This is a genomic window from Methylobacterium sp. GXS13 (assembly GCF_001455965.1).
Lineage (GTDB): Bacteria > Pseudomonadota > Alphaproteobacteria > Rhizobiales > Beijerinckiaceae > Methylobacterium.
Genome location: NZ_LKKO01000041.1, coordinates 38,134 through 63,656 on the forward strand (window position 1 = coordinate 38,134; position 25,523 = coordinate 63,656).

The 25,523-nt window shown below is 69.2% G+C and carries 24 protein-coding genes; 10 read left to right on the plus strand and 14 right to left on the minus strand.

Translation table 11 applies throughout. The annotated features are described in order from the left end of the window. Positions 1-82 precede the first annotated feature (82 nt). A complete protein-coding gene (locus AO398_RS15695; RefSeq protein WP_058193077.1) occupies positions 83-1,852 on the plus strand; it encodes an ABC transporter ATP-binding protein in 1,770 nt (589 codons plus the stop codon). Between the two features lie 24 nt (positions 1,853-1,876). Next, on the plus strand, positions 1,877-2,806 hold the full coding sequence (locus AO398_RS15700; protein WP_058193053.1) for a glutaminase: 930 nt from the start codon (positions 1,877-1,879) through the stop codon (positions 2,804-2,806). A 13-nt stretch (positions 2,807-2,819) separates the two neighbouring features. On the opposite strand, the gene AO398_RS15705 is transcribed toward AO398_RS15700, so the two are convergent. Together AO398_RS15705 and AO398_RS15710 are read right to left on the minus strand one after the other, a co-directional pair. Next, positions 2,820-3,137, minus strand: a complete 318-nt coding sequence (locus AO398_RS15705) for a hypothetical protein (RefSeq protein WP_058193054.1) — start codon at positions 3,135-3,137, stop codon at positions 2,820-2,822. Next, positions 3,137-3,460, minus strand: coding sequence for a type II toxin-antitoxin system RelE/ParE family toxin (locus AO398_RS15710; RefSeq protein ID WP_058193055.1), 324 nt, complete (start codon positions 3,458-3,460; stop codon positions 3,137-3,139). The genes AO398_RS15705 and AO398_RS15710 overlap by 1 nt, the downstream gene beginning before the upstream one ends. A gap of 160 nt (positions 3,461-3,620) precedes the next feature. Between AO398_RS15710 and AO398_RS15715 the strand changes: the two genes are divergently transcribed. Continuing rightward, a complete protein-coding gene (locus tag AO398_RS15715) occupies positions 3,621-5,030 on the plus strand; it encodes an MFS transporter (RefSeq protein WP_058193056.1) in 1,410 nt (469 codons plus the stop codon). A 197-nt stretch (positions 5,031-5,227) separates the two neighbouring features. Then, the gene (locus tag AO398_RS15720) at positions 5,228-6,241 is read left to right on the plus strand and encodes an adenosine kinase (RefSeq protein WP_058193057.1); all 1,014 of its coding nucleotides are present in this window, start codon (positions 5,228-5,230) and stop codon (positions 6,239-6,241) included. Between the two features lie 75 nt (positions 6,242-6,316). On the opposite strand, the gene AO398_RS15725 is transcribed toward AO398_RS15720, so the two are convergent. Next, a complete protein-coding gene (locus AO398_RS15725; RefSeq protein ID WP_058193058.1) occupies positions 6,317-7,288 on the minus strand; it encodes an NADPH:quinone oxidoreductase family protein in 972 nt (323 codons plus the stop codon). A 55-nt stretch (positions 7,289-7,343) separates the two neighbouring features. Further along, positions 7,344-9,431: a PAS domain-containing sensor histidine kinase gene (locus tag AO398_RS15730; protein WP_058193059.1), complete on the minus strand. Its 2,088-nt coding sequence runs from the start codon at positions 9,429-9,431 to the stop codon at positions 7,344-7,346. A gap of 95 nt (positions 9,432-9,526) precedes the next feature. Here AO398_RS15730 and AO398_RS15735 point away from each other — a divergent pair, with 95 nt between their 5' ends. Beyond that, the gene (locus AO398_RS15735; protein WP_058193060.1) at positions 9,527-10,189 is read left to right on the plus strand and encodes a GrpB family protein; all 663 of its coding nucleotides are present in this window, start codon (positions 9,527-9,529) and stop codon (positions 10,187-10,189) included. On the opposite strand, the gene polA is transcribed toward AO398_RS15735, so the two are convergent. The 7 genes from polA to AO398_RS15765 form a co-directional block, all read right to left on the minus strand. Then, complete coding sequence (gene polA / locus AO398_RS15740) at positions 10,086-13,226, minus strand: DNA polymerase I (protein WP_058193061.1); 3,141 nt, start codon at positions 13,224-13,226, stop codon at positions 10,086-10,088. The genes AO398_RS15735 and polA overlap by 104 nt on opposite strands. Positions 13,227-13,248: 22 nt before the next feature. Then, positions 13,249-13,401, minus strand: a complete 153-nt coding sequence (locus AO398_RS29815; protein WP_243958798.1) for a HepT-like ribonuclease domain-containing protein — start codon at positions 13,399-13,401, stop codon at positions 13,249-13,251. After that, positions 13,386-13,607: a HepT-like ribonuclease domain-containing protein gene (locus AO398_RS29820; RefSeq protein WP_348272363.1), complete on the minus strand. Its 222-nt coding sequence runs from the start codon at positions 13,605-13,607 to the stop codon at positions 13,386-13,388. Before AO398_RS29820 ends, AO398_RS29815 begins: the two co-directional genes overlap by 16 nt. After that, complete coding sequence (locus AO398_RS15750; RefSeq protein WP_058193062.1) at positions 13,588-13,884, minus strand: nucleotidyltransferase domain-containing protein; 297 nt, start codon at positions 13,882-13,884, stop codon at positions 13,588-13,590. Before AO398_RS15750 ends, AO398_RS29820 begins: the two co-directional genes overlap by 20 nt. 85 nt (positions 13,885-13,969) lie before the next feature. Continuing rightward, entirely contained in the window at positions 13,970-15,442 is a 1,473-nt protein-coding gene (locus tag AO398_RS15755) for a UdgX family uracil-DNA binding protein (protein ID WP_201025779.1), read from the minus strand. Between the two features lie 143 nt (positions 15,443-15,585). Beyond that, entirely contained in the window at positions 15,586-16,797 is a 1,212-nt protein-coding gene (locus AO398_RS15760; RefSeq protein ID WP_058193063.1) for a putative DNA modification/repair radical SAM protein, read from the minus strand. Between the two features lie 99 nt (positions 16,798-16,896). Next, complete coding sequence (locus tag AO398_RS15765; RefSeq protein ID WP_082643294.1) at positions 16,897-17,511, minus strand: RecX family transcriptional regulator; 615 nt, start codon at positions 17,509-17,511, stop codon at positions 16,897-16,899. 155 nt (positions 17,512-17,666) lie between these two features. Between AO398_RS15765 and AO398_RS15770 the strand changes: the two genes are divergently transcribed. From AO398_RS15770 to grpE, 3 genes are all read left to right on the plus strand, one after another. Continuing rightward, entirely contained in the window at positions 17,667-19,094 is a 1,428-nt protein-coding gene (locus tag AO398_RS15770; protein WP_058193079.1) for a TAXI family TRAP transporter solute-binding subunit, read from the plus strand. 129 nt (positions 19,095-19,223) lie between these two features. Further along, on the plus strand, positions 19,224-22,016 hold the full coding sequence (locus tag AO398_RS15775) for a [protein-PII] uridylyltransferase (protein ID WP_058193065.1): 2,793 nt from the start codon (positions 19,224-19,226) through the stop codon (positions 22,014-22,016). A gap of 103 nt (positions 22,017-22,119) precedes the next feature. Continuing rightward, the gene (gene grpE, locus AO398_RS15780) at positions 22,120-22,734 is read left to right on the plus strand and encodes a nucleotide exchange factor GrpE (protein WP_058193080.1); all 615 of its coding nucleotides are present in this window, start codon (positions 22,120-22,122) and stop codon (positions 22,732-22,734) included. A 12-nt stretch (positions 22,735-22,746) separates the two neighbouring features. Here grpE and AO398_RS15785 read toward each other — a convergent pair whose 3' ends face one another. The 3 genes from AO398_RS15785 to AO398_RS15790 form a co-directional block, all read right to left on the minus strand. Next, a complete protein-coding gene (locus tag AO398_RS15785; RefSeq protein ID WP_152997538.1) occupies positions 22,747-23,139 on the minus strand; it encodes a hypothetical protein in 393 nt (130 codons plus the stop codon). A 298-nt stretch (positions 23,140-23,437) separates the two neighbouring features. Then, entirely contained in the window at positions 23,438-23,572 is a 135-nt protein-coding gene (locus AO398_RS29695) for a hypothetical protein (protein WP_279596745.1), read from the minus strand. Beyond that, a complete protein-coding gene (locus tag AO398_RS15790; RefSeq protein WP_244498792.1) occupies positions 23,569-23,898 on the minus strand; it encodes a hypothetical protein in 330 nt (109 codons plus the stop codon). Before AO398_RS15790 ends, AO398_RS29695 begins: the two co-directional genes overlap by 4 nt. 152 nt (positions 23,899-24,050) lie before the next feature. Here AO398_RS15790 and AO398_RS15795 point away from each other — a divergent pair, with 152 nt between their 5' ends. Together AO398_RS15795 and AO398_RS15800 are read left to right on the plus strand one after the other, a co-directional pair. Next, entirely contained in the window at positions 24,051-24,896 is an 846-nt protein-coding gene (locus AO398_RS15795) for a DUF6502 family protein (protein ID WP_058193066.1), read from the plus strand. Between the two features lie 11 nt (positions 24,897-24,907). After that, on the plus strand, positions 24,908-25,523 hold a 616-nt coding region (locus AO398_RS15800), incomplete at its 3' end, for a DUF5666 domain-containing protein (RefSeq protein ID WP_244498793.1).

The window sequence follows — 25,523 nt, forward strand, 5'->3', positions numbered from 1 at the left end:
CTGCGGGTCCGACTGCGCCCGCGTTGCACTCCGCCTCAGCCCGCACCAGCCAGTGCCGCGTGAATACGGAATGGTCACCGCGATGGAAGAGCTGCACCAATACGCTGAGAGGCCGTTCGCCTTCGTCGGGCGATACCTCTGGCGCCGCTGGGTGCCCCACCTGGTGATCCTGATCTCCGTGCTCGGCGCGGTCGGGTTCTCGGTCTCGACCGACTATGCCCTCAAGGGCGTGGTCGACGCGCTGACCAAGGGTCCAGGCCCGGGCAACACCGTTGTCTGGGGGGCGCTCGCCGTCCTGATCGGCTTCATCGCGGCCGACAACATGCTCTGGCGTGTGGCGGCGCTGACCGGGGCCTTCACCTTCGTGGGCGTCACCGGCGACATCCGCCGGGACCTGTTCCGGCACATGACCGGCCATTCCCCGACCTTCTTCTCCGACCGGCAGCCCGGCACCCTGGCCTCGCGCATCACAGCGACCTCGAACGCGATCTTCACGGTCGAGAACATGTTCGTGTTCAACGTGATGCCGCCCACCGTCGCGGCCTTCGGGTCGATCGCCTACATCGCCACCGTCAACACCACCATGGCGGCGATCCTAGCGGGCGTGTTCGCTGCCGTGGTCGTGCTGATGTTCAAGATGGCCGCGGCCGGCAAGCCGCTGCACCACGATTTCGCCGCGAAGGCCGCCTCGGTGGACGGCGAGATGGTCGACCTCGTCGGCAACATGTCGCTCGTGCGCGCCTTCTCGGGCTTCAAGCGCGAGGGCCAGCGCTTCGAAGGCACCATCGCCACCGAGATGCGTGCCCGGCGCTCGTCGCTGCTCTATCTCGAGAAGCTGCGTATCGTGCACGCGGTGCTCACCGTGCTGGCGGTGTTTGGCTTGCTCTACTGGGCAATCCAGATGTGGGAGGCCGGGCAGGCGACCAATGGCCAGGTGGTGCTGGTCTGCACGCTGGGCATCCGCATCCTCGCAGCCACCCGCGACCTCGCGGTGGCCCTGGTCGACGCGACCCAGCACACCGCCCGCCTCGCCGAAGCCCTGCACACCCTGCTCCAACCCCACGACCTCGTCGACCATCCGGAGGCGAAGCCCCTCACCGGCCAGGGCGCGAAGATCGAGTTCAACCATGTCGCCTTCAACTATCCAGACGGGCGCCCGGTCTTCACCGATTTCGACTTGGTGCTCGAGCCTGGCCAGAAGGTCGGCCTCGTCGGCAAGTCGGGCGGCGGCAAGTCGACCCTGTTCTCGCTGCTGCAGCGCTTCTACGACGTGAAGAGCGGCGAGATCCGCATCAACGGCCAGACCATCGAGCGGGTGACCCAGGAATCCCTGCGCGAGGCGATCACGGTCGTCCCGCAGGACGTGTCGATGTTCCACCGCAGCTTGCGTGAGAACATCCGCTACGGACGGCCGGAGGCCACCGACGAGGAGGTCTGGCAGGCGGCCGAGGCAGCGCGCTGCACCGAGTTCATCCAGGCCCTGCCGGAGGGCTTCGACACCATGGTGGGCGACCGCGGCGTCAAGCTCTCGGGCGGCCAGCGCCAGCGCATCGCCATCGCCCGTGCCATCCTGAAGAACTCGCCGATCCTTCTGCTCGACGAGGCGACCTCGGCGCTCGACGCGGAATCCGAGCAGGCGATCCGTCAGGCTCTGGCGAACCTAATGAAGGGCCGCACCGTCATCGCGATTGCCCACCGTCTCTCAACGCTCCAGGATTTCGATCGGATCGTGGTGCTGGAAGGCGGCCGGATCATTCAGGATGGCTCGCCCGACAACCTGACCCATCTCGACGGCTTCTTCCGCGAGTTGATGAAGAAGGAATCGATGTCGATGTCTCTGGCCGCCGCCTGAGCGAGGCGCCCGGGTAAGCCGGCCGTGCCCGACCTCGACAGCGTCGTCCGGGAGATCTCGGAGGAGATGGCGCAACGCTCCGATCGGGGGGCGGTGGCCAACTACATCCCCGAACTCGCCCACGTGGACCCGAACCAGTTCGGCATCGCGGTGATCGACGCCGAAGGCCAGGTTACGACCGGCGGCGGCAGCGACACGCCGTTCTCGATCCAGAGCGTGTCGAAGGTGTTCACGCTCACCCTGGCGCTCGGCATGGTCGGCGACCGACTGTGGAAGCGGGTCGGGCGGGAGCCATCGGGCAACCCGTTCAATTCCATCGTGCAGCTGGAGCGCGAGCGCGGGGTGCCGCGCAACCCGTTCATCAATGCCGGGGCCATCGCGGTGACCGACGTGATCCTCTCCGGCCACGAGCCCCGGGAGGCGCTGGGCGAGATCCTGCGGTTCATGCAGTTCCTGGCCCAGGATCCGACCATCACCATCGACGAGCGGGTGGCGGCCTCGGAGAAGCGCACGGGCTTCCGCAACACCGCGCTCGCCAACTACATGAAGTCCTTCGGCGTTATCGAGAACCCGGTGGACTACACGCTCGGCGTCTACTTCCACCACTGCGCCATCGCGATGACCTGCCGGCAGCTGGCCATGGCGGGCCGGTTCCTGGCCCATAACGGCCGCAACCCGTCGACCGGTCACAACGTCGTATCGGCCGAGCGGGCGCGCCGCATCAACGCCATCATGCTGACCTGCGGCCACTACGACGGCTCGGGCGAGTTCGCCTACCGGGTCGGCCTGCCGGGCAAGAGCGGCGTCGGCGGCAGCATCCTCGCGGTGGCGCCGGGCAAGGCTTCGATCGCGGTCTGGTCGCCGGGCCTCGACGCCGCAGGCAATTCCCATCTCGGCCGCGTCGCATTGGAGCGCCTGACCCAGCGCATGGGCTGGTCGGTGTTCGGGGCCTGAGGAGCGCCCTGGCTCAGCGCGCCACCGTCACCGCGAGATCCACGCCCACGGCCTTCTGGACGCTGCGCAGGATCGCGAACAGGTTGCTGGCGGTCGGGTTGCCAGACGGGCCGAGCATGCGCATCAGGCTCTTCGAGGTCGAACCCGTCTCCTGCGCCAAGCGCTCGAACCCGACGGTGGCATTGACGCAGTCACGCAGAAGCGCCTTCCCCGTTTCCACCTCCCCCGCCAGGAAAAGTTCGACCGCCTCCGTCAGGAGTGCGGCACGGAAGGCAGGATCGCGCTCGGCTCGGGCTTTCACCGTCTCCTTGAAGCTGCGCGTCAGGGCCATCATCCCTCCTTCTTGAGCCGTTTGTATGCAGCCCAATGTGCACGGGCGTCACCGATATCGTCCTGCTGCCGATGCCTGGTTCCACCGCAGAGCAGGAGGATCAGGGTGTCTCCGTCCCGTCCGAAGTAGAGGCGGTATCCCGGTCCCCAGACGATTCTGCACTCCTCGACCCCACCGCCCACCGATTTGGTGTTGGACAGATTTCCCTGTTCCATCCGCATGAGAGCGACCGTCACCTTGGCAGCAGCCTGAGCGTCCAGAGCGTCGAACCATTCGGCGAAGGGGCTCCGCCCACGCTCATCGATGAATTCCCGGATCCTCATCCCAATGGTACCATATAAGGAACCATCTTCGCCAGCGGATCCTGGCCCGACTCGCGGGCGGTTACGACGAAAGCGCACCAACGAACCCTTGCAGGCGTGACAGTTCCAAGGCAGTGGCGAGCGCATAAGTGACAAGGCTGGGTACTGGAGGCGCGGGCGGATGGCGACGACACGGATCGCGCAGCCTGACGGACCCGCCCTGGAGCGCGGCGCCATCCTGGCCCGCCTCGACCGGCTGCCGCCAACGCGCACGGTCTGGCGCTTCGTGGCTCTGCTCGGCCTCGGCTTCTTCTTCGAACTCTACGACCTGCTGTTCACCGGGTACGTCGCCCCCGGCCTCGTGAAGGCCGGGATCCTCACGCCGACGACCCCCGGGCTGTTCGGGGCCAGCGGCGTGGCGAGCTTCGTGGCGGCCCTGTTCACCGGGCTGTTCATCGGCACCCTGGTCTGCGGCTGGCTCGCCGACCGGTTCGGCCGCCGGGCGATCTTCACGTGGTCGCTCCTGTCCTACACGGCCGCCAACGTCGTGATGGCCTGCCAGACCGAGGCGTTCGGGCTGAACCTCTGGCGGCTGATCGCCGGGATCGGTCTCGGCCTCGAGATGGTGACCATCGGCAGCTACCTCTCGGAATTGGTGCCGAAGGCAATCCGCGGCCGCGCCTTCGCCCTGTGCCAGGGCATCGGCTTTACCGCCGTGCCGGTGGTGGCCTTCCTGTCCTACCTGCTGATCCCGACGGCGCCGCTGGGGATCGACGGCTGGCGCTGGGTGGTGCTGATCGGCGCCGTTGCGGCGATCGGGGTCTGGTGGCTGCGCGCCGGCCTGCCGGAGAGTCCGCGCTGGCTGGTCGAGCGCGGGCGGCTCGCGGAGGCCGACGCGGTTCTGCAGCGCCTCGAGGGCCAAGTCGCCGCCGAGTACGGCCGCCCCCTGCCGACGCCAGCCGCTCCGGAGTCCGTGCAGCGGCGCGGCGCGTTCGGCGATCTCTGGGTGCCGCCCTATCGGCGCCGGGCGCTGATGATGGCGGGCTTCAACGTGTTCCAGACGGTGGGCTTCTACGGCTTCGCCAACTGGGTGCCGACCCTGCTGGTGGCCCAGGGCATCACCATCACGTCGAGCCTCGCCTACACGGCGCTGATCGCGCTGGCAGCCCCAGTGGGACCGCTGATCGGGCTCGCCATCGCCGACCGGTTCGAGCGCAAGCATGTCATCGTCGCCGCCGCGCTGGTCTACATCGCCTGCGGGCTGGCCTTCGCGCAGACCCGGGACGTGTCGGTGATCGTCGCGCTCGGGATCGGCCTGACGCTCGCCTCCAACGTGATGTCCTACAGCTTCCACGCCTATCAGGCCGAGCTGTTCCCCACCGGAATCCGGGCCCGCGCGGTCGGCTTCGTGTATTCGTGGAGCCGCTTCTCGGCGATCTTCACGGGGTTCGTCATCGCCTTCGTGCTGCGCGAGGCCGGCACCCAAGGGGTGTTCCTGTTCATCTCCGCGGCGATGCTGGCGGCCGGGTCGCTGGTCGGGCTTCTCGGACCGCGTACCCGCGACGTGGCTCTGGAGAAGATCGCGGGGTAAGACACGCTCCGCGCGCGGTCGAATCGTGTTAGCCTCCGCTCATGGTCACACCGAGCGCACCCTCGACCTGACCCCGCCCGGAATGAGCCTGTCCGTGGCCGAGCTGTTCGCCGATCTCCCGCCCCCCGCAGAGCCCGCGGCTTGATCCGATCCGAGGTGGATGTCACAGCGGCGCAAACGCGAATCAGGACGCCCGGATGACCACACCCCTCGATCTCCTCGTGCTCGGCAACGCCATCGTCGACGTGATCGCCCGCACGGACGACGCTTTCCTCGCCGCCCAGGGCGTCACCAAGGGCGCGATGCAGCTGATCGACGAGGAGCGGGCGGAGACGCTGTTCGCCGCGATGGGCCCGGCCACGATCGTCTCGGGCGGCTCGGGGGCCAACACCGCGGTGGGCGCGGCCCTGCTCGGCGCCCAGACCGGCTTCATCGGCAAGGTCCGGAACGACGAACTGGGCGGCCTGTTCGGCCACGACCTCAAGGCCACGGGCGTCGGCTTCACGGTGCCGCCGGCGAGCGAGGGGCCGGCCACGGCCCGCTGCTTCGTGCTGGTGACCCCGGACGGCGAGCGCACGATGAGCACCTATCTCGGCGCCTGCCAGGGGCTGAAGCCCGAGGACGTGGACCGGGCGCTCGTCACCTCGGCCCGGGTGGTCTACCTCGAAGGCTACCTGTGGGACCCGCCCGCCGCCAAGGACGCGTTCCGCAAGGCGGTCCAGATCGCCCATCAGGCCGGCAACGCGGTGGCGCTGACCCTGTCGGACGCGTTCTGCGTCGGCCGCTACCGGGACGAATTCCTGGGGCTGGTGCGCGACGGCAGCATCGATATCCTGTTCGCTAATATCGGCGAGCTCCAGAGCCTCTACCAGACCGACGATCCCGAGGCTGCCGTGGCCGCCCTGCGCGACGAGCGCAACGCCCGCGGCCGGCACCTGCTCGGCCTGGTGACCCGCTCGTCGGAGGGCGCCCTGGTGGTGCAGGGCGGCGAGGTCCGGTCCGTCGAGGCGAGCCCGGTGCGCGAGGTGCTGGACACGACCGGGGCCGGCGACCTGTTCGCCGCCGGGTTCCTCGCCGGCCATGCCCGCGGCCTCGACAACGTCGCCAGCGCCCGCCTGGGTACCCTCGCGGCCGCCGAGGTGATCCGGCATATCGGCGCACGCCCCCAAGCCGACCTCATCGGCCTGGCCAAGGAGCGCGGCCTGCTCTGACGCGCCGCGCGAAGCCGCTCAGCCCCTCTACCCGGTTGGCAGTCGCAGAAGCATTCTCAACGGCGGCCTGCCGGATCACGGCTGAAGAAGCACCTTACCCACCGCCGCCCTGCGGGTCAGCAGGCCGAACGCCTCCGGGAAATCGGCGAGCGAATAGGTGCCGTGGACCTGCGCGGTGAGCTTGCCCTCGGCGACCCAGGCCAGCAGCCGGCGCTGGTCGGCCCGGTGCGTCTCCGGCTCGCGCTCCAGAAAGGCGCCCCAGTGGACGCCCTGCACATCCAGCTCCTTCAGGAGCATCAGGTTGAGCGGCAAGCGCGGGATGCCGCCGGCCGCGAAGCCGATGACGAGGTAGCGGCCGCGCCAGGCCAGGGCCCGCAGGGCCGGCTCGGCGTAGTCGCCGCCGACCGCATCGTAGACCACGTTGGTGCTGCCGCCGCTGATCCGGCGCAACTCGTCCTTCAGGGTCGTGGGGTCGTAGACCAGGGTGGCTTCGGCGCCGTGGGCGCGAGCGACCGCGAGTTTCTCCTCCGAGGAGGCGCAGGCGATCACCCGGGCCCCCATCAGCCGGCCGAGTTCCACCGCGGCGAGGCCGACGCCCCCGGAGGCGCCCAGCACCGCAAGCCACTCGCCCGGCTGGATACGCGCCCGGTTGGCCAGCGCGTGCAGCGAGGTGCCGTACGTGATGGTGAGCCCCGCGGCCTGCGCGTCCGGCACCGCCTTCGGCACCGCCGTGAGCTTGCCGGCATCGACGGCGATCAGCTCGGCGCAGCAGCCGTGGCCGGCATGGACGATCACGCGGTCGCCCACGGCGACGCCCGAGGCCCCCTCCCCCAGCGCCTCGACCACGCCGATGCCCTCACCCCCCGGCGAGAACGGCAGCGGCGGCTTCACCTGGTAGCTGCCGGCTACGATCAGCGTGTCGAAGAAGTTCAGGGCGGCGAGCCGGATCCGCACCACGGCTTGCCCCGGGCCCGGCACCGGATCGGGGATTTCCACGATCTCCAGGTGCTCCGGCCCGTCGAGCCTCGTGCACAGCAGCGCCCGCATCCTGTCCTCCCGGTTGGTGTCTTTCGCTCTGTTCAGGCCCGGACCGGCCGCGCGGTCAAGCCGTCCCGATCATCTCGCGGATGCGCGCCCCCAGCACCTCGACGACGAACGGCTTGGTGATCACCTGCATGCCGGGGTCGAGCTGGCCGTTGCCGAGCACCGCGTTCTCGGCGTAGCCAGTGATGAACAGCACCTTGAGGCCGGGGCGCGTGGCCCGGCCAGCCTCGGCCATCTGGCGTCCGTTCATGCCGCCGGGCAGCCCGACATCGCTCACCAGCAGATCGATGCGCACGTCGGATTGCAGCACCTTGAGGCCGGCGACGCTGTCGGCCGCCTCGATCGCCGTGTAGCCCAGATCCTCCAGCACCTCGGTGACCAGCATGCGCACGGTCGGCTCGTCGTCGACCACCAGCACGGTCTCCCCCGGCGCCGCCCGGGCCGGCGCCCCGACCGCGGTGTGCGGATCTTCCTCAACCGCGCTGCCGCGGTGGCGGGGCAGGTAGAGGCAAACGGCGGTCCCCCGGCCGACCTCGGAGAGGATCCGGACCTGGCCGCCCGATTGCTGGGCGAAGCCGTAGATCATCGACAGGCCGAGGCCGGTGCCCTGGCCGATCGGCTTCGTGGTGAAGAACGGCTCGAACACCTTGCCGACGATCTCCGGCGCCATGCCGGTACCGGTATCGGTGACGCGCAGCACGAGATACTGCCCCGCCGGCATGTCCTTGCGCCGAGCTTCACGCGCGTCGAGCCGGGTGTTGGCGGTCTCGATCGTGATTCGGCCGCCCTCAGGCATCGCATCCCGGGCGTTGATGCACAGATTGAGCAGGGCGTTCTCGAGCTGCGGTGGGTCGACCAGGGCCGGCCAGAGGTCCGGGGCGGCCGCCACCTCGACCGTCACGGCGGGGCCGACCGTGCGCCGGATCAGCTCCTCCAGGCCGGCCACCAGCCGGTTCACGTCGGTGGGTTTCGGGTCGAGGGTCTGCCGGCGGGAGAAGGCGAGCAGCCGATGGGTCAGCGCGGCGGCGCGCTTCGAGGCGCCCTGGGCGGCATTGATGTAGCGGTCGACATCCATGACCCGGCCCTGGGCCAGCCGGGTTTGGATCAGCTCGAGCGAGCCCGAGATGCCGGCGAGCAGGTTGTTGAAGTCGTGGGCGATGCCGCCCGTGAGCTGGCCGACGGCCTCCATCTTCTGCGACTGGCGCAGGGCCTCCTCGGCGGCCGCCAGGGCGTCGGCGCGCTCGCGCTCGGCGGTGAAGTCGCGCCCCACCGCGTTGATGACACCCTCTCCGGGCCGAGCCGCCCAGGTGATCCAGCGGTAGCTGCCGTCCCGGTGGCGGTAGCGGTTGTCGAACCGCGTGTGGCTGTGCCCCTGTGCCAGCAGCTTGGCCCCCTCGATGGTGCGGTCGAGATCATCGGGATGGACGAAGCTGATCAGGTTGGTGCCGACGAGTTCATCGGCACGCCAGCCCAGAACCTCCGTCCAGGCCGGGTTCACGGCGGTCATCGTCCCGTCGAACAGGCAGCGCAGCATCATGTCCGAGGAGAGCGTCCACAGGGCGTTGCGGTCGGCGGTGCGCTCCTCGACCTGCCGGGCCAGGGAAGCGTTGAGGTCGCGCAGCTCCGTCAGCGCGGTCTCCAGCCGGGCCTGGCTCTCCGTGAGGGCGGCATCGGCCAGCACCCGGCCGGTGGTCTCGTTGGTCAGGATGAACAGGCCCGCGACCTTGCCGTCCGCATCGAGCACCCGCGAATACGAGAAGGTCCACCACGTGTCCTGCGCGCCCCGATCGGTGTCGAGCCGCCACGGCAGGTCGATGAATCGCTCGGGCCGGCCGTCCATGGCGGCCTCGATGATCGGCTTGGCCTGCACCCAGCCATCGGCCCAGACTTCGTCGAACCGCGCGCCCATAGCCCAGGGCAACCGCGGCCCGAGCAGGGGGAAGTACGTGTCGTTGAAGAAGAAATGGAGATCCGGCCCCCAGGCCAGGATCATCGATTCCGGCGAGTTGAGCACCAGCGACAGGGCGGAGCGGAACTCCGGCGGCCAGGCTTTTGGGGGGCCGAGCGGATGGTTGGACCAGTCGCGCGCACGGATCATCCGCGCGGCCTCGCCGCCGCCGGAGAGGAAGGCCAGGGGATCGGTCACGGGGTGATGGTGATCTGCATCATGGGTGATGCCGCGTATGACCGTCTTCGACCGTACTTCCAAGGCTGCTAGGCGTAAATTGAAGATTGACGGACATGATCCACGCTCAGCACTTCCATCTGACCGAAGACAATGACGCGGCCCACGCGGCTGCGGACCAATTATTCGCGGTGGTCCGGCGCGCACTCATGCCGATCCTGCCGCCCGCGGCGGAAATCCTGCACGTCGGCGCCACGGCCATACCGGGCTGCTTGACCAAGGGGGATCTCGATATCGTCGTGCGGGTCGAGGGCGCGGATTTCGCTGCGGCTGAACGTTGCCTCGCGGCACGCTTCACACGCAACGAGGGGTCAGTCCGCACCGATAGCTTCGCGGCGTTCGAGGATGCCGGCCGGACGCCGCATCTCGGGATCCAGCTGACCGTCAAAGACGGCCCCATCGATGTTTTCCACCGTTTCGCTGCGAACCTGCGCGCCGATCCCGAACTGGTGGACCGCTACAATACCCTGAAGCGCGCTCACCACGATCACCCGATGACGCTCTATCGCGCCGCCAAGGACGCCTTCATCAGCGATGTCCTGCGATCCCGGGCGTCACCGCCATCGCCGTCGCAGGACGGCAGTCAGACGGCCGGGCGTAGGCCAACGGACGCCGTCAGTGCGCCTCCTGCCAATTCCCCGCCGCGTTGGCCTCCACCACCAGCGGCACCCGGAGCGTCAGAGCCGGCGCCGGCGCCTCCTCCATCACGCCGCGGATGATCGGGATCGCCCGGTCGACCTCGTCCTCGGCGGCCTCGAAGACCAGCTCGTCGTGGACCTGCAGCAGCATGCTGACCTTGAGCTTCTTGGCGGTGAGCGCCCCCTCGATCCGGGTCATGGCCCGGCGGATGATGTCGGCGGCCGAGCCCTGGATCGGGGCGTTGATCGCCTGTCGCTCGACGCTGGCGCGCTCGGAGGGGTTGTTGGAGCGGATCTGCGGGTAGTGGCAGACCCGGCCGAACAGGGTCGTGACGTAGCCCTTGTCCCGGCAGATCTTCTTGGTGGTGTCGATGTAGTCGCGGATGCCCGGGAACTGCTCGAAATACTGCTTGATGAACGCCGAGGCCTCTTCCCGGCCGATACCGAGCCGGTCGGCCAGACCAAAGGCCGAGATGCCGTAGATGATGCCGAAATTGATCGTCTTGGCCCGGCGCCGCAGATCGGGCGTCATGTCCTTGAGCGGCACGCCGAACATCGACGCGGCGGTCGCCGCGTGGATGTCGATCCCGTCCTCGAACGCTTTGCGCAGCTCCGGGATGTCGGCCATGTGGGCCAGCAGCCGCAACTCGATCTGCGAGTAATCCGCCGAGATCAGCCGGTTGCCCGGCGCAGCCACGAAGGCGCGCCGGATGCGACGCCCCTCCTCGGTGCGGATCGGGATGTTTTGCAGGTTCGGCTCTGAAGAGGACAGGCGCCCCGTGGTCGTCGCCGCCAACGAGAACGAGGTGTGGACCCGGGCGGTCTCCCGGTCGGCATGGGTCTGGAGTGAATCCGTGTAGGTGGATTTCAGCTTCGAGAGCTGGCGCCACTCCAGGATCTTTTTCGGCAGTTCATGCCCGGCCTGGGCCAGTTCTTCGAGCAGGGTCGCGGGCGTCGCCCACTGGCCGGAGGGCGTCTTCTTCGCCCCCGGCAGGCCCATCTTCCCGAACAGAATGTCGCCGATCTGCTTAGGCGAGCCCACCGAAAATTTCTCGCCGGCATCCTCCTGGATCTCCTCCTCCAGGCGGACCAGGATCTGCGAGAAATCGCCCGAGAGCCGGCTCAGCATTTCGCGGTCGACCCGGATGCCGCGCTGCTCCATGCGGGCGATCACTGGCAGGAGTGGCCGCTCCAGGGTCTCATAGACGGCGACCCGATGCTCGGCGACGAGGCGCGGCTTCATCATCCGCCACAGGCGCAGGGTCACGTCCGCATCCTCGGCCGCGTAGGCCGTGGCCTTGTCGATCGCCACCCGGTCGAAGCTGACCTTATTGCGGCCGGTGCCGGCGACATCGGAGAACGTGATCGGCTGGTGGCCGAGATGGCGCCGGGCCAGTTCGTCCATACCGTGGCCGCCCTTGCCGGCATCGAGCACGTAGGAAATCAGCATCGTGTCGTCGAACGGCGCGATCTCGATGCCGTAGCGGGCGAGCACGACCCAATCGTATTTCAGGTTCTGGCCGACCTTCAGCACCCCCGGGTTCTCGAGGAGCGGCTTCAGCCGGGCAATGGCATCCTTGAGCGGGATCTGGCCGGGCACCGGCTCGGCCACATCGGAGGCCGCCGCGCCCTCGCCGAACAGGTCGGTGGAATCGGCCTGCACCTTCGCGGCCTGGATATGGGCCAGCGGGATGTAGCAGGCCCGGCCGGTGGCGGTGGCCAGTGAGACGCCGACGAGCCCGGCCTTGTGGGCGTCGAGCGCGTCGGTCTCGGTATCGACCGCGACCACACCGGCCTCCTCGGCCTCGGCGATCCAGGCGTCGAGCTGCTCCAGGGACGCGACGGTCTCGTAAGCGGCCGTATCGAACGGCGCGACAGCTTCCGCGGCCCGGGCGGCCACCACGTTGCCCGGCGTCGCCTCGATCGGCGCCCGGGGCTTGGCCGGCGCGTCCGGCAGGTCGAGATCGGCGAAGGGATCGACCTCGCCCCCCTCGGGCGGGGCGGCGCCCGGCGGCCGCTCGGCCCCCGCCGCCGCGGTCTCCGGGTCCGGCGGCACGGAATCGCCGAAGAACGGCACCGCGTCGCTGCCGCCGGCGCCTTGGGACTTCGCGCCCGGCAGCAGCGATGGATCCGGCTTCACCGCCTCGGGGTCGACATGCAGCATCTGGGCGATGCGGCGCGTCAGGGTGTTGAACTCCATCGCCTTGAGGAAGCCGACGAGCTTTTGCGGGTCGGGCTCGGGGACGCGCAGGTCATCCAGGTCGACCGGGACCGGCACGTCCTCCACCAGGGCCACCAGCTTGCGCGACAGCTTGGCCTGCTCGACATTGGCCAGCAGGGTCTCCCGGCGCTTGGGCTGCTTGATCTCGCCGGCCCGCTCCAGCAGCGCCTCGAGGCTGCCGAACTCCTTGATGAGCGCCGCGGCGGTCTTCAGGCCGATGCCGGGCACACCCGGGACGTTGTCGGAGGTGTCGCCGATCAGCGCCAGCGCGTCGCCGATCTGGTTGGGCTGCAGCCCCTCCCACTTGGCGATGATCGCCTCGACATCGAGATTGCGCTCGGGCCGGTAGCCGGCCTTGCCCTTGGCGCCGGATTCGAAGTCGTAGAACCGCACAAGCGGCCCGACGAGCTGCATCAGGTCCTTGTCGGACGAGACGATGATGACGCCCGCGCCCCTTGCCTCCGCCTGCCGCGTGTAGGTGGCGATCAGGTCGTCCGCCTCGTAGCGCACCAGCTCCACCGCGTGCAGGCCGAAGGCCCGCACGGCGTCGCGCATCAGCGGCATCTGGCGCTTGAGGTCGTCCGGCGCGTCGGGGCGATGGCCCTTGTAGTCCGGGAACATCTCCTTGCGGAACGAGCCCTCGGACTTGTCGAAGATGATGCCGAGATGGGTCGGCATGATGCCGGCCGCGCCCTCCTGGATGAACTGGGCGATCTTCGTGCAGAACAGCCGCACGGCGCCGGTGGGCAGCCCGTCCGAGGGACGCGAATTGTACTTCTGGTCCTGGTTGATCGACTGGAAATAGGCCCGGAAGATGAACGAGGAGCCGTCGACCAGGATCACCTGATCGCCCGGGCCGACCTTCTTGGGACTTGCAGCGGCGGTCTCGACGGTCATGGGCGCAGGCGTCTCGGGGCGATCAGGGCTCGGGCACGCGGTCGACCTCGGCACGGCAGGCCGCGACGAGAACGGGCAATTCGTCGTGGACGGTGAGCCAGACGATGTCCAGGGTCACGCTGTCGTAGCCGTGCCGGTAGACGTTGCCCGCCCCCGCGATCAGTCGCCACGGCACATCGGGAGTCGGGCCTTCGCGGCAGCGCTCAGCCGGCGGCTCGCTTCCGAGATGATCTCCAGGCAGCGCACGACGGCATAGTGGGTCCGCTCGTCAGCCGCGAAGGTTGGAAACGTGAACCCAGCCACGAAGGCGACGGCCCGCTGTGCGTTAGCGACGATATCCGAGCAGGCGGCGCGGTCGCGCTCAGAAGGCAACAAGGGCATCGCGCTCGGCCCGCTCCGGGATCCGGTCCTTCAAGCTCGCGCGATTGGCGACATCGACGCGGATCGGGAACAGGTCGCCGATGAAGCGGCACAGCCCGACATACCCGTAGACGCCGCCCACCACAGGGGCGTCGATCTCGATCATCACGTCGAGATCGCTGTCGGCCCGGGCCTCGCCGCGGGCGACGGAGCCGAACAGGGCCGCATGCCGGACGCCGCGGCGGCGCAGCTCGGCCTCATTGGCGCGCAAGATCGCAAGGGCGGCCTGACTGTCCATCCGATCACGCTAATGCGGAACGCTCCCGCACTGAACACCCCGCCAGCGCCAAAAAGAGAGCGCGCAATTCTCAACCGGATGCCGATCAGGCAGCCAGTTCGCGCCCGAGCTCCGCCACCCGGCGCAGGTCGTCCACGAAGGCCGCGTAGGCCTCCGCCTTCGCCTCGTCGGGCAGGCGCAGCAGGTAGGACGGGTGGACGGTGATGAAGCCCTGGAAGCGGTTGTCGAGCCGGTCGAACCGGAACGGGCCGCGCGCCCGGGTGATCGGGACCGCCTTGCCGGTCAGCGCCAGCACCGCTGTGGCGCCCAGCGCGACCACCAGTTTCGGGGCCACGAAGTCGAGCTCCCGGTCGAGCCACCAGCGATAGTGGCTGACTTCGCCGGCCGTGGGCTTCTGGTGGATGCGACGCTTGCCCCGCTCCTCGAACTTGAAATGCTTCACCGCGTTCGTGAGGTAGCTTGCGCCGCGATCGACCCCGGCCTCCGTCATGGCTCGCGAGAGTAGCTGCCCCGCGGGCCCCACGAAAGGCCGGCCCTGCCGGTCTTCCTGGTCGCCCGGTTGCTCGCCGACGAAGGCGATGGTGGCACCGACCGGCCCCTCGCCGAGGACCGCCTGCGTGGCGCCCGGCACCAGCGGCTCGGTCCGCTTGATGATCGCGTTCAACGCGTCGAGGGTCTTCGGGTCCTGGTCGGCCATGGCTGCGACGGCGCGGGCGGGTTCGCGGCGTGTGGGCAAGGTCGGCTCCCTCTCGATCATGGCTTCGGTCCGTCCGGCCGCCGCCCGGGCGGCGGCGGGGATCGCGGCGGTCTCGGGCATGTTGCGCCAGTATTTTTTGGGCATCTCCGCCCGCATGGCCTTCAGATTGGTTCGGGCCGGGTTGAAGGTGCTCTCGTAATAGGTCTGCCAGCCGGCCTCGAAGCCGTCGCCCTCGGGCAAAGCCGCCCGGTCTCCCGGCGGCCCGTAGGTCAGGGTGTCGGTATCCCAATGCGCCGACCCGTCGGGGGTCAGGATCGACCAGCGCATGCCGCGGAAGCGGGCGACGAAGAACGGCGCGGCCGCCTCCAGGATGTGGTGATCGGGCTCGAACCAGGCCACGAAATGCTCGCCGCCCGAATCCTCGGCGCGGCGGAAGCGCAGGAAGGCGTGCATCTTGTGCAGGTCGCGCCCGATCGCCTTCGCCATCCGGTGCAGGCGGTGGACCAGGGGATCGCTGCCGACCTCCATCAAATGCCGCTCGCCGTGGCAGACCCGCCAGATCAGGGCGTAGAGCAGGCCGTAGCGCTCGGGATCGCGATGCGGGATCACCTGGGGGATCAGGCTGGCGACTGCTCTGGGCAGGGCGAGCGGCGCGCTTTCAGCCTGAACCGGCTCGGCACCGAACAGGCCGGGCGACTCCGTCACCGACCACGTGATCGCCTCGGGCGGCACGCTCAGCGCCACGAGCCGGCGCGCGGCATCGCGGAAGCCCGCGAGATCGGCGCCCGGACGCAGAAGAATACTCTGCAGTCGGCGCGCATTCCCTCCCCCCTCTGCGGGGGAGGGTGGGCCTCGCGTCAGCGAGGGTCGGGAGAGGGGCAGCGCGACGTTGGTGGATAAATCTCCCGCCGCGCCCTGTACGGCACCGTCGCTCCCCTCTCCCGACCCGCTTCGCGGGCCACCCTCCCCCGCAGAGGGGGGAGGGAATGCACGGAGGCCGCTCATCAGAACAGGCTCAGCTGCCGGACCGGCTCGACGAGGCGTTCGCGCAGGTCGAGGCGGTCGGTGAGCCCGACCGGGCGATGGTCGGCTGCGATCAGGAACGGGCGGGCGCGCTTCAGCCCGGAGGTCAGCCGAGCGACATCGTCGAGGCGCAGGGTCGCATGGCGGCGCGCCTTGATGATCTTGTCTACGGCCTTGGCCCCGAGGCCCGGTACACGCAGGAGCCACTCCCGGTCCGCCTTGTTCACGTCCACGGGAAACTTCTCGCGGTGCTTGAGCGCCCAGGCGAGCTTCGGGTCGATATCGAGGGCGAGCATACCCCCTTCGGAGGCGTCGGCGACCTCATCTGGGGTGAATTCGTAATACCGCAGCAGCCAGTCGGCCTGGTACAGACGGTGCTCCCGCTGGAGCGGTGGCGGCTTCGGCGGCAGGATCGCCGACCCGTCCGGGATCGGGCTGAAAGCCGAGTAATAGACCCGCTTCAGCCCGACGCTGCCGTAGAGATGCGCGCTCTTGCGGATCAGGGCCTCGTCGGTGGTGGCGTCGGCGCCGACGATCACCTGGGTCGAGTGCCCGGCCGGCGAGAAGCGCCGCTTCTCGGCCTTGGCCTCGACGATGCGCTCGCCGATCTGCGCCATCGCGTTCTGGATCGCGGCGCCATCCTTCTCGGGGGCTAGCCGCTCCAGGCTCGCCTCGGTCGGCAGCTCGACATTGATCGAGAGCCGGTCGGCATAGAGGCCGGCCTCCTCGATCAGCCAGGGGCTCGCCTCCGGGATCGACTTCAGATGGATGTAGCCGGCAAATCCATGGTCGCGCCGAAGCGACTTCGCCACCCGGGTCAGAAGCTCCATCGTGTGGTCCGGCGACTTGATGATGCCGGACGACAGGAACAGGCCTTCGATGTAGTTGCGCCGGTAGAAATTCAGCGTGAGGTTCACGACCTCCTCAACGGTGAACTTCGCCCGTCGGACGTTCGAGGAGCGCCGGTTGATGCAATAGGCGCAATCGAACAAGCACCAGTTGGTCAGCAGGATCTTCAGCAGCGAGACGCAGCGCCCGTCCGGCGTGTAGGCGTGGCAGATGCCGGCCCCGGTGGTAGAGCCCAACCCGTCCTTACCGGCCGCGCGCTTCGGCGCCGCCGAGGAGGCGCAGGACGCGTCGTACTTGGCGGCATCCGCGAGGATGCGCAGTTTCTTGGCCAGAGTCTCATCCATCGAACAGACAATGAACGAGAGGCCTAAAGAGGCAAGGCCGCCCCGCGCCCGGCCCCCGTCCGCGATGCCGCACCCCGCCGATAGCTCTGCCGCGATGTTTCATTCCATCTCGTCGGGGTCCGCATCGACCACGCGGCGGGCGAGGTCGTAGGAAAAGCCGGCCCGGGCCAGGGCTCCGAGGTCGCGGTCGCGGTGGAGCGCCCGCGTGTCGGACCGGCGATGCGTGCCGAGGCGTCGCCGCTTGGCATAGGCGCGGGCCGCCTGCAGCTCGATATCGGCGGCTTCCGCTTCGGGGATCGCCTCGCGCTCGGCCCGCATCGTGGCCTCGACCACGTCGCGGGGCACTCCCTTGGCGGCGAGCTTCGCCGCAGCACCCCGGCTCGACGTGCCGCGCCGGCGCAGCGTGGCAAGCCGGGCATCGGCAAAGCGGGCATCGTCGACGAGCCCAGCCGAGACCGCCCGCGCCACAGTGGCGGCGATCATGTCGGCGAAAGCGGAGGGATCCTCGCCCCGCAGCCGTGCCCGCTTGTCGACCCGCCGTGCCAGGGTCCGCCGCAGCATCTCGGTCGAGGCGCTGTAGCGTTCCAGATAGTAGAGCGCGACCCGCTGCAGCCAAGCCGGGCTGACTGGACCGGGCGGCCGCCGCTCCGCATCGCGGTCTTTTCCCGCATCCCGGGCTGCTGATCCGGGCTCTGCAACGTTTGGTGGTTTCACCGGTTCTTCACGATCTCGACAGGTTTGCGTTCCATGATTTGGGGATGGAACGCGCGCAACGCGACAGGCTCGGCCATGGTCCGGAGCAAAGTCCTTCGCCCGATCTCACCCACGGCCCGTGGCGGCGACGCCTGCGCGCCGCGGCGACGATCCTGATGCGTCGCGAGTGGCTCCTCGTTCTGGTCGCCCTCGGGCTGGCCGCCGTCGCGGCCGGCATCGTCTATCTGTCGCGCCCGACCACCCTCACGGTGGCGGTCGGCCCGCAGGACGGGGCCGAAGCCGCGCTGATCGAGGCCTATGCCAACGCCCTTGACCGAAGCCGCGAGGATGTCCGCCTCAAGGTCGTGCGCTACGGCGACGTCCGCGACAGCGCCCTGGCGCTTCAGCGAAACCGCGCCGACCTCGCGGTGGTGCGTCCGGACGTGTTCCTGCCCGAGAACGGCCTGACGCTGGCGATCCTGCACGACGAGGCCCTGGTGATCGCGGCGCCCGAGGGAGCCGACATCGACGACGTGCCGGCGCTCGCACGCAAGCGTCTCGGCATTGTCGTACGCCACGGCGCCGACCTGCCGTTCCTGACGAACCTGCTCTCCTTCTACGACCTCCTGCCGGACAGTCCCCCGATCGCGGATCCGGCAGAGGGCGACCATGCGGCCGAGACCGAGATCGCTGCGGGCCACGTGCAGGTGGTGCCGTTGAAGATCGGCGAGGTCACGGCGGCGCTTGCGGAAAAACGCGTTGACGCGGTTGCTGTGATCGCGAGCCCAGCCTCGAAGATCACGGGGGCCGTCGTGCGCGCCATCGAGTTGGGCTCGCCCGACCGCAAGATCGGGTTCGTGTCGATCCCGGACGGGGACGCGATCCTGCAGCGCTTCCCCGAATTGCAGGCGGTGACGATCCCGGCCGGGACCTTTGGGGGCCGCCCGAAGCGTCCGGATGAGGAGGTCCGCACCGTGGGCGCCTCCTACCGCCTGATGGCTCGGGGCGGCGTCAGCCGGGTCGCCATCGCCTCGGCGACGCAGCACCTGTTCGAGTGGCGCTCGCGGCTCGCCGCCGCAGCCCCGGCCGCGAAACTGATGAAAGCACCGGATTTCGACACCACGGTCGCGGCAACGTCAGCACGCTTGCCGAACCACCCCGGCGCCGTCGACTATTTCGAGCGCGAGCAACAGACCTTCCTCGATCGCTACGAGGACTACATCTACCTGCTCGCCTTCTTCGGCGGCACGATCGGCTCCGGCGTCGCCTGGATCGGTCAGCGGCTGGCCCGGAAGCGCCGGGAGCGCATCGACATCGTCCTCGACCGCCTGCTCGACATCATGCGTGAGGTGCGGGCCGCCACCAGCGCGGCCGAGCTCGATGATATCGCGATCGAGACCGATGGGCTCGTCTCTGACGTCGTCTGTTACGCCCGGGAACGCAGCATCGACTCCCGGACGGTGAGCGCGCTGATCCTGGCGGTGGACGGCGTCCACGCGGCGATCGCCGATGCGAGGCGGCGGGCCGAAGGCTCGCTCCCTGGCACGGCCGCCCGCCCGCGCACCGGACGTCTGCTGGCCCTGAACCTGCCGGCGGCGGAGTAGCGATGGCCCTCGTTCGCGCTGCGGCAGCCCGCGATCAGGACGGAACACGGCCTTGGGAGACGCGGCGCGGCCATGCGCTGCGCATCACCGCACGGCTGGCGGCGTAGGCATATCATGCTAACGGGGGGCATGTTCGATCCCGTCCCCGCCCTCAAAACGGTTCTCGAAAATCTCGACCGCGAAGCCCGCGAGCCGACGAAGCTGCGCGCCGCCCTGGTGCCCGAGCTGCGTCGAGTCATCGAAGAGGGCCACCGCGCCGCCGAGGCGCAGCTGCTCACGGATCGCAACGGGCTTCACTGCGCCCAGACGCTGTCGGCGCTGACCGACGCCGTGGTTCGGGCGATCTACGACGCCGTGATCTGGCGGCTCTATCCCAACGACAACCCCTCGACTGGCGAGCAGCTCGCCGTGGTCGCCACCGGCGGCTACGGACGAGGCACAATGGCGCCGGGTTCCGACATCGATCTGCTGTTCCTGCTGCCCTACAAGCAGACCGCGTGGTCGGAGAGCGTCGTCGAGGCGATGCTCTACGTCCTGTGGGACCTGAAGCTGAAGGTCGGCCACGCCACGCGCTCCGTGGAGGAATGCCTCCGCGAGGCGAAGGCGGACATGACGATCCGCACCGCGCTCTTGGAGGCGCGCTACCTGTTCGGCACGCGGGTCCTGTTCGAGGAGCTGGTGACGCGCTTCGACGCGGAGCTGGTGGTCGGCTCCGCCGCCGAGTTCGTCGATGCGAAGCTGCGCGAGCGCGACGCGCGGGTCTCGAAAGCCGGCTCCTCGCGCTACCTCGTCGAGCCCAACGTCAAGGACGGCAAGGGCGGCCTGCGCGACCTGAACACGCTGTTCTGGATCGCCAAGTACACCTACCGGGTGCGCGATCAGATGGAGCTCGTGGGCGCCGGACTCTTCACCCAAGAGGAATACACGCTGTTCGAGCGCTGCGACGAGTTCCTGTGGCGGGTCCGCTGCCACATGCACTTCGTCACCAAGCGGTCGGAGGAGCGTCTGTCCTTCGGCCTGCAGCCGCGGATCGCCGAGCGCTTCGGTTACGAGGCGCGCGGCGGCCTGTCCGGGGTCGAGCGCTTCATGAAGGCCTATTTCCGCGTCGCCAAGGATGTCGGCGACCTCACCGCCATCGTGTGTGCCGAGCTGGAGGCACGCCACGCCAAGCGCACGCCGGTGCTCGACCGCTGGATCGGCCGGTTCCGCGACCGGTTCCGCGCCACCGCCATCGAGGCGGAAGATTTCTGGATCGACCACGGCCGGGTGAACCTGCGCGCCGAGGACGCGTTCGAGCGCGACCCGGTCAACCTGATCCGCCTGTTCTGGCTGGCCGACCGGCACAATCTGGCGATCCATCCGGATGCCAAGCGGCTGGCGAACCGGTCGCGCCGCCTCATCACCCCAACCCTGCGGTCGGACGCGGAAGCCAACCGGCTGTTCATCGACATCCTGACCTCGCGCAACGCGCCCGAGGAGGCTTTGCGCGAGATGAACGAGGCCGGCGTGCTCGGCCGCTTCATCCCGGATTTCGGCCGCATCGTCGCGATGATGCAGTTCAACATGTACCACCACTTCACGGTGGACGAGCACCTGCTGCGCACCGTCGGCATCCTGGCGGCCATCGAGTCGGGCCGCGCCGAGGAGGCCTACCCGCTGGTCTCGCGCCTGATCCACACGGTCCACAACCGCACGGCGCTCTACGTGGCGATCCTGCTCCACGACATCGCCAAGGGTCGCCCCGAGGACCATTCGATCGCCGGGGCAGCGATCGCCGCGCGTCTCTGCCCGCGCTTCGGCCTGAGCGAGGCCGAGACGGAGACCGTAGCCTGGCTGGTCGAGCATCACCTTCTCATGTCGATGACCGCGCAGAGCCGCGACCTGTCAGACGGCAAGACGATCGAGCGCTTCGCCTCGGTGGTGCAGAGCCTGGAGCGGCTGAAGCTCCTGACCATCCTGACGGTGGCTGACATCAGCGCGGTCGGCCCCGGCGTCTGGACCGCCTGGAAGGGCACCCTGGTCCGCACCCTCTATGACGAGACCGAGGTGTTCCTCTCGGGCGGCCATTCCGAAATCGCCCGCACCGACCGGGTGCGCCTCGTCCAGATGAGCCTGCGCGAGCAGCTGCCCGGTTGGGCGTCGGAGGAGTTCGACGCCTACGCGGCGCGCCACGGCCAGGCCTACTGGCTGAAGGTCGACAGCAACCGGCAGCTCAAGAACGCGGTCTTCCTGCGCGATGTGCTCAGCGAGGGCCGCACCAGCGCCACCGACGTGGCCCTCGATCCCGTCCGCGGGGTGACCGAGATCACGATCTACTCGCCCGATCATCCGCGCCTGCTCGCGATCATCACGGGGGCCTGCGCGGCGGCGGGCAGCAACATCGTCGACGCGCAGATCTTCACGACGACGGACGGCTTCGCCCTCGACACGATCTTCATCTCCCGGGCCTTCGAGCGCGACGAGGACGAGTTGCGCCGGAGCAAGCGCATCACGGCGGCGATCGAGCGTTCCCTGAAGGGCGAGATCCGCATCGCCGACCTCGTGGCCGACAAGCACCCGCCGACCAGCGCCCGAGCCAAGACCTTCCTGGTGCCGCCGGATGTCGGGATCGACAATGCCCTGTCCTCCCGCGAGACCGTGGTGGAGGTAACGGGCCTCGACAGGCCCGGCCTGCTCTACGAGCTGACCACGGCCTTCGGGCGGCTGTCGCTCAACATCACCTCGGCGCATGTCGCCACCTTCGGCGAGCGCGCGGTGGACGTCTTCTACGTCACCGACCTCACAGGCACCCGGGTGACGCAGCCCGACCGGCAGGCGGCGATCCGCAAGGCGATGCTGGATGTGTTCGCCGGGGACGTGGCCGCCTTGAGGGCCGAGGGGCTGGAGGCCCTGGTCGCCGCACCACCGCCGCGTGAGGCATGAGCGTGCGGGTTGATTTCGGCCGTTCCGGGTCAGATATCAGCGCCGAATTCGATTCCCCTCACCCATCCCTGTCGACGACTGAAACGTGATGACGAGCAACGACATGTCCCAGGATAACCAGCGCCAGACCACGGTCGAAGCCGGTGCCAGCGCGGCTCAGGAGACCGCGTCGCCCGGCAAGGGCCCCGAGTCGACATCCGTCGATCCGGTCGCCGAGGCCCTGACCCGGCCGACCGGCGAGCGCGACGAGCTGAAGGACCGGACGCTGCGCACGCTCGCCGAGATGGAGAACCTGCGTCGCCGCACGGAACGGGAAATCGCGGATGCCCGCGCCTACGCGGTCACGAACTTCGCCCGCGACGTGCTCAACGTGGCCGACAACATCCACCGGGCCCTCGAGAGCGTCCCGGCTGACGCGAAGGCGGCGGCGGACGGCGCCTTCAAGGGGTTGATCGACGGCATCGAGCTGACCGAGCGCGACTTGGCCAAGACGCTGGAGCGTCATGGGGTGAAACGGGTCGAGCCGGAGGGCCAGAAGTTCGATCCGAACCGGCATCAAGCCATGTTCGAGGTGCCGAACCCCGATGTTCCGGCTGGCACCGTCGTGCAGGTCGTGCAGACCGGCTACGTCATCGGCGAGCGCGTGCTGCGGGGGGCCCTGGTCGGTGTCGCCAAGGGCGGCCCCAAGGCGGCGGCGAGCCCCGCCGACGCCGCCTAGGGGCATCGCGAATCAGCGCACCTGCGCGGAGGCCTCCGCGCAGGGCAGCGTTGTGGCGAAGTCGGAAATGAACCGCGCCGTCTGCCGGATCTCGGCCGGCGCGTGCGGGTTTCGGGCGACCGCACCCGCTTCGACCTGAAGGCGCCGGTTGCAGCCGCAGGTCGGCATCCGGCCCGAGGCGGGATCGGGCCAGCAGGCATCGTGGTGCGCGCAGGCACGGTCCAGCGCGTCGATCGGCGGATAGCCCGGGCCGCGGTTCCCCGGCCCGCAGAAATTGCCGTGTATCAGGAAGCCGCCCTGCCCGGATGGACCGGGCAGCATGATCTCCTGCGCGGTCGCCGTGGCGACGACGAATCCGAGGGCGAGCAGCGTCGCCGCGATGGGGTTGAGCCTGGGAGCGTTCACGGCCGATCCTGCATCGGGGATCCTCCTGACGCCGCGTGGCCATACCGACGCGGCATCCGGCCACTGCCTGAGCCGCGCGCCGTGGAGATCCCGACCGGCAGACGGAGTCGCGAAGCCGAACGCCCTGCATTGCGACCGAATGCGGCGAGATCGTCAAGATCTATGACCGCGAATATTGATGACTGTCAGCAATCTTAATCGGCGCCGGGCAAATGGCCCGGCGAATTTTGTTGGTCGGCACATCAATACTCGGCACATGGGCGGCATCGCGGGCTGTTCGGGCATACCGAGGTGCCTGTCACAGGGCGAGGAGCAGCAGGCCGACAACGGTCACCGAGAGGATCAGGCAGAGCGCAAGGTCGAGGATCGGAGCGCCGCCGCAGGTTGGCCCCTGCCGGGTACCATCGTCCACCGCCGGGATCATCACGCTCACGACCGCGCCTCGACGGTCGTCGGATCCAGCGTGGCAATCTTCTTCGACCGCGCGGCGCGGGCGGGCGTGACGCCGCCGGAGGGTGCCGCAGCCCCGTCTGAGGGGATAATTGGGTTGGCGGCCTGCGACTCTCGCGTTTCACCGGCCCGGTGAACCGTGTCCGCGACGGTGATGCCGAGGGCGGGCAGTGTGAGAGCTGCGACCACGCACAGGATGCGCTTCATCCGCGGCAAAAGGCTGGTCTGCCGGCACCGGCAGAGCGGAGTCTTGGGGAGCGTCAGCGGCGGCCAGGTTTCGGCCAGCGGTCGGCACAGATCGGCTCGCATCATCCTGGACTCCGTCATTGACGTGGGAAATTTGACCACGCTACCGAGTTACGTGTGCAAAATTCCCACGTCAACCGGAATTCGACGCTCCGGCGTGCGGATGCGCACGCCGTGGGATTGTCTCCCACGACACATCCGCTAACGATGCCGCCATGTCCGAGAGCACCGACACGAAACCGGAGGGCGCCAGCCTGCACGCGCCGCTCGCGCGATTGCTGCGGCCGCTGGTGCGCCTGCTCGTGGCCCGCGGCATCACCTTCCCGGCGCTCACCGATCTGCTGCGCGAGCTCTACGTCAACGTCGCCGAATACGACTTCGCCCTGCCCGGCAAGGAGCAGACCGACAGCCGCGTCTCCCTGCTCACCGGCATCCACCGCAAGGAGGTCCGGCGCCTGCGCGGGGCCGGGGCGCCTGTCAGCGTGGTGCCGGCCGTGGTCTCGCGCACGAGCCGGATCATTGCACGCTGGATCGCCGACCCGGCCTTCACCGATCCGCAGGGCCAGCCCCTGCCGCTACCACGCACGGCCGATGCGGGCGCGCCGTCCTTCGAGACCCTGGTCTCCGGTGTGACCCGCGACCTGCGCCCTCGCGCGGTGCTCGACGAGTGGCTCGATCGCGGGCTCGTCTTCACGGACGTCCAAGACCGGATCGTGCTGGCGGAGGCGGCCTACGTGCCGCGCGGGGACGGTTCGGCCGAGCCGCAGCTCTATTATTTCGGCCGCAACCTCCACGACCACATCGCGGCGAGCGTGGCCAACATCGTCGGCGATACGCCGCGCTTCCTGGAGCGGGCGGTCCATTACGATGGTCTGTCCAAGGAGCTCGCGGCCAAGCTCGAGGCGCGGGCGCGCGAGATCGCCATGGAGGCCCTGCAGCAAGCCAATCGCGAGGCGCATGCCGCCTGCGAGACCGATCCCGGCGGCGAATACCGCTGGAATTTCGGCCTTTACGTCTACGCCGAGGCCGTGCCGCCGGCCCGGCCCGCAGACGGGCGCTGAGAGGCCGGCCGGTGCGATCCTCGCCAAACCGTCGGTTCGTCCTGCGCCTGCTCGCGGGCGCCGCCACCCTGCTGCCGGGTACCGCCTGGCCGCAGGAGAACCCGCGCGATCAGGGGATCGGCGGCACCGGCATGAAGATGATCGAGGAGCCGAAGGACGGCGCCCTCGGCGAGGGCGACCGCGGCATCGGCGGCACCGGCGTGATCGGCACCATCCGCCGCTTCGGCTCGATCGTCGTCAACGACCTGCGCATCGCCTATCCGCCGGAGGTGGCGGTGCAGATCGACGGTGAACCCGCCAAGGCCACGGACCTGAAGATCGGTCAGGTCGTGCAGGTCGTGGCGCGGCCTGAGCGCGGCGGCCTCGGCACAAGCCGCATCGACGTGACCAGCGAGGTCGTCGGACAGGTGGAATCGGTCTCCCCGGGGCGGATGATCGTGCTCGGCCAGCGCGTGGATAGCGCGGGTCTCGCGGGCGACTGGCAGGCAGGCAGCCGGGTGGCGGTGAGCGGCCTGCGCCGCCCGGACGGCGTCATCGTGGCGAGCCTGATCGAGCCGCGCACCTCGGGGCCCGACCGCGTCGCCGGGCCGGTGCGCCTCGCCGCGGGCGGCGGCCTCGCCATCGGCG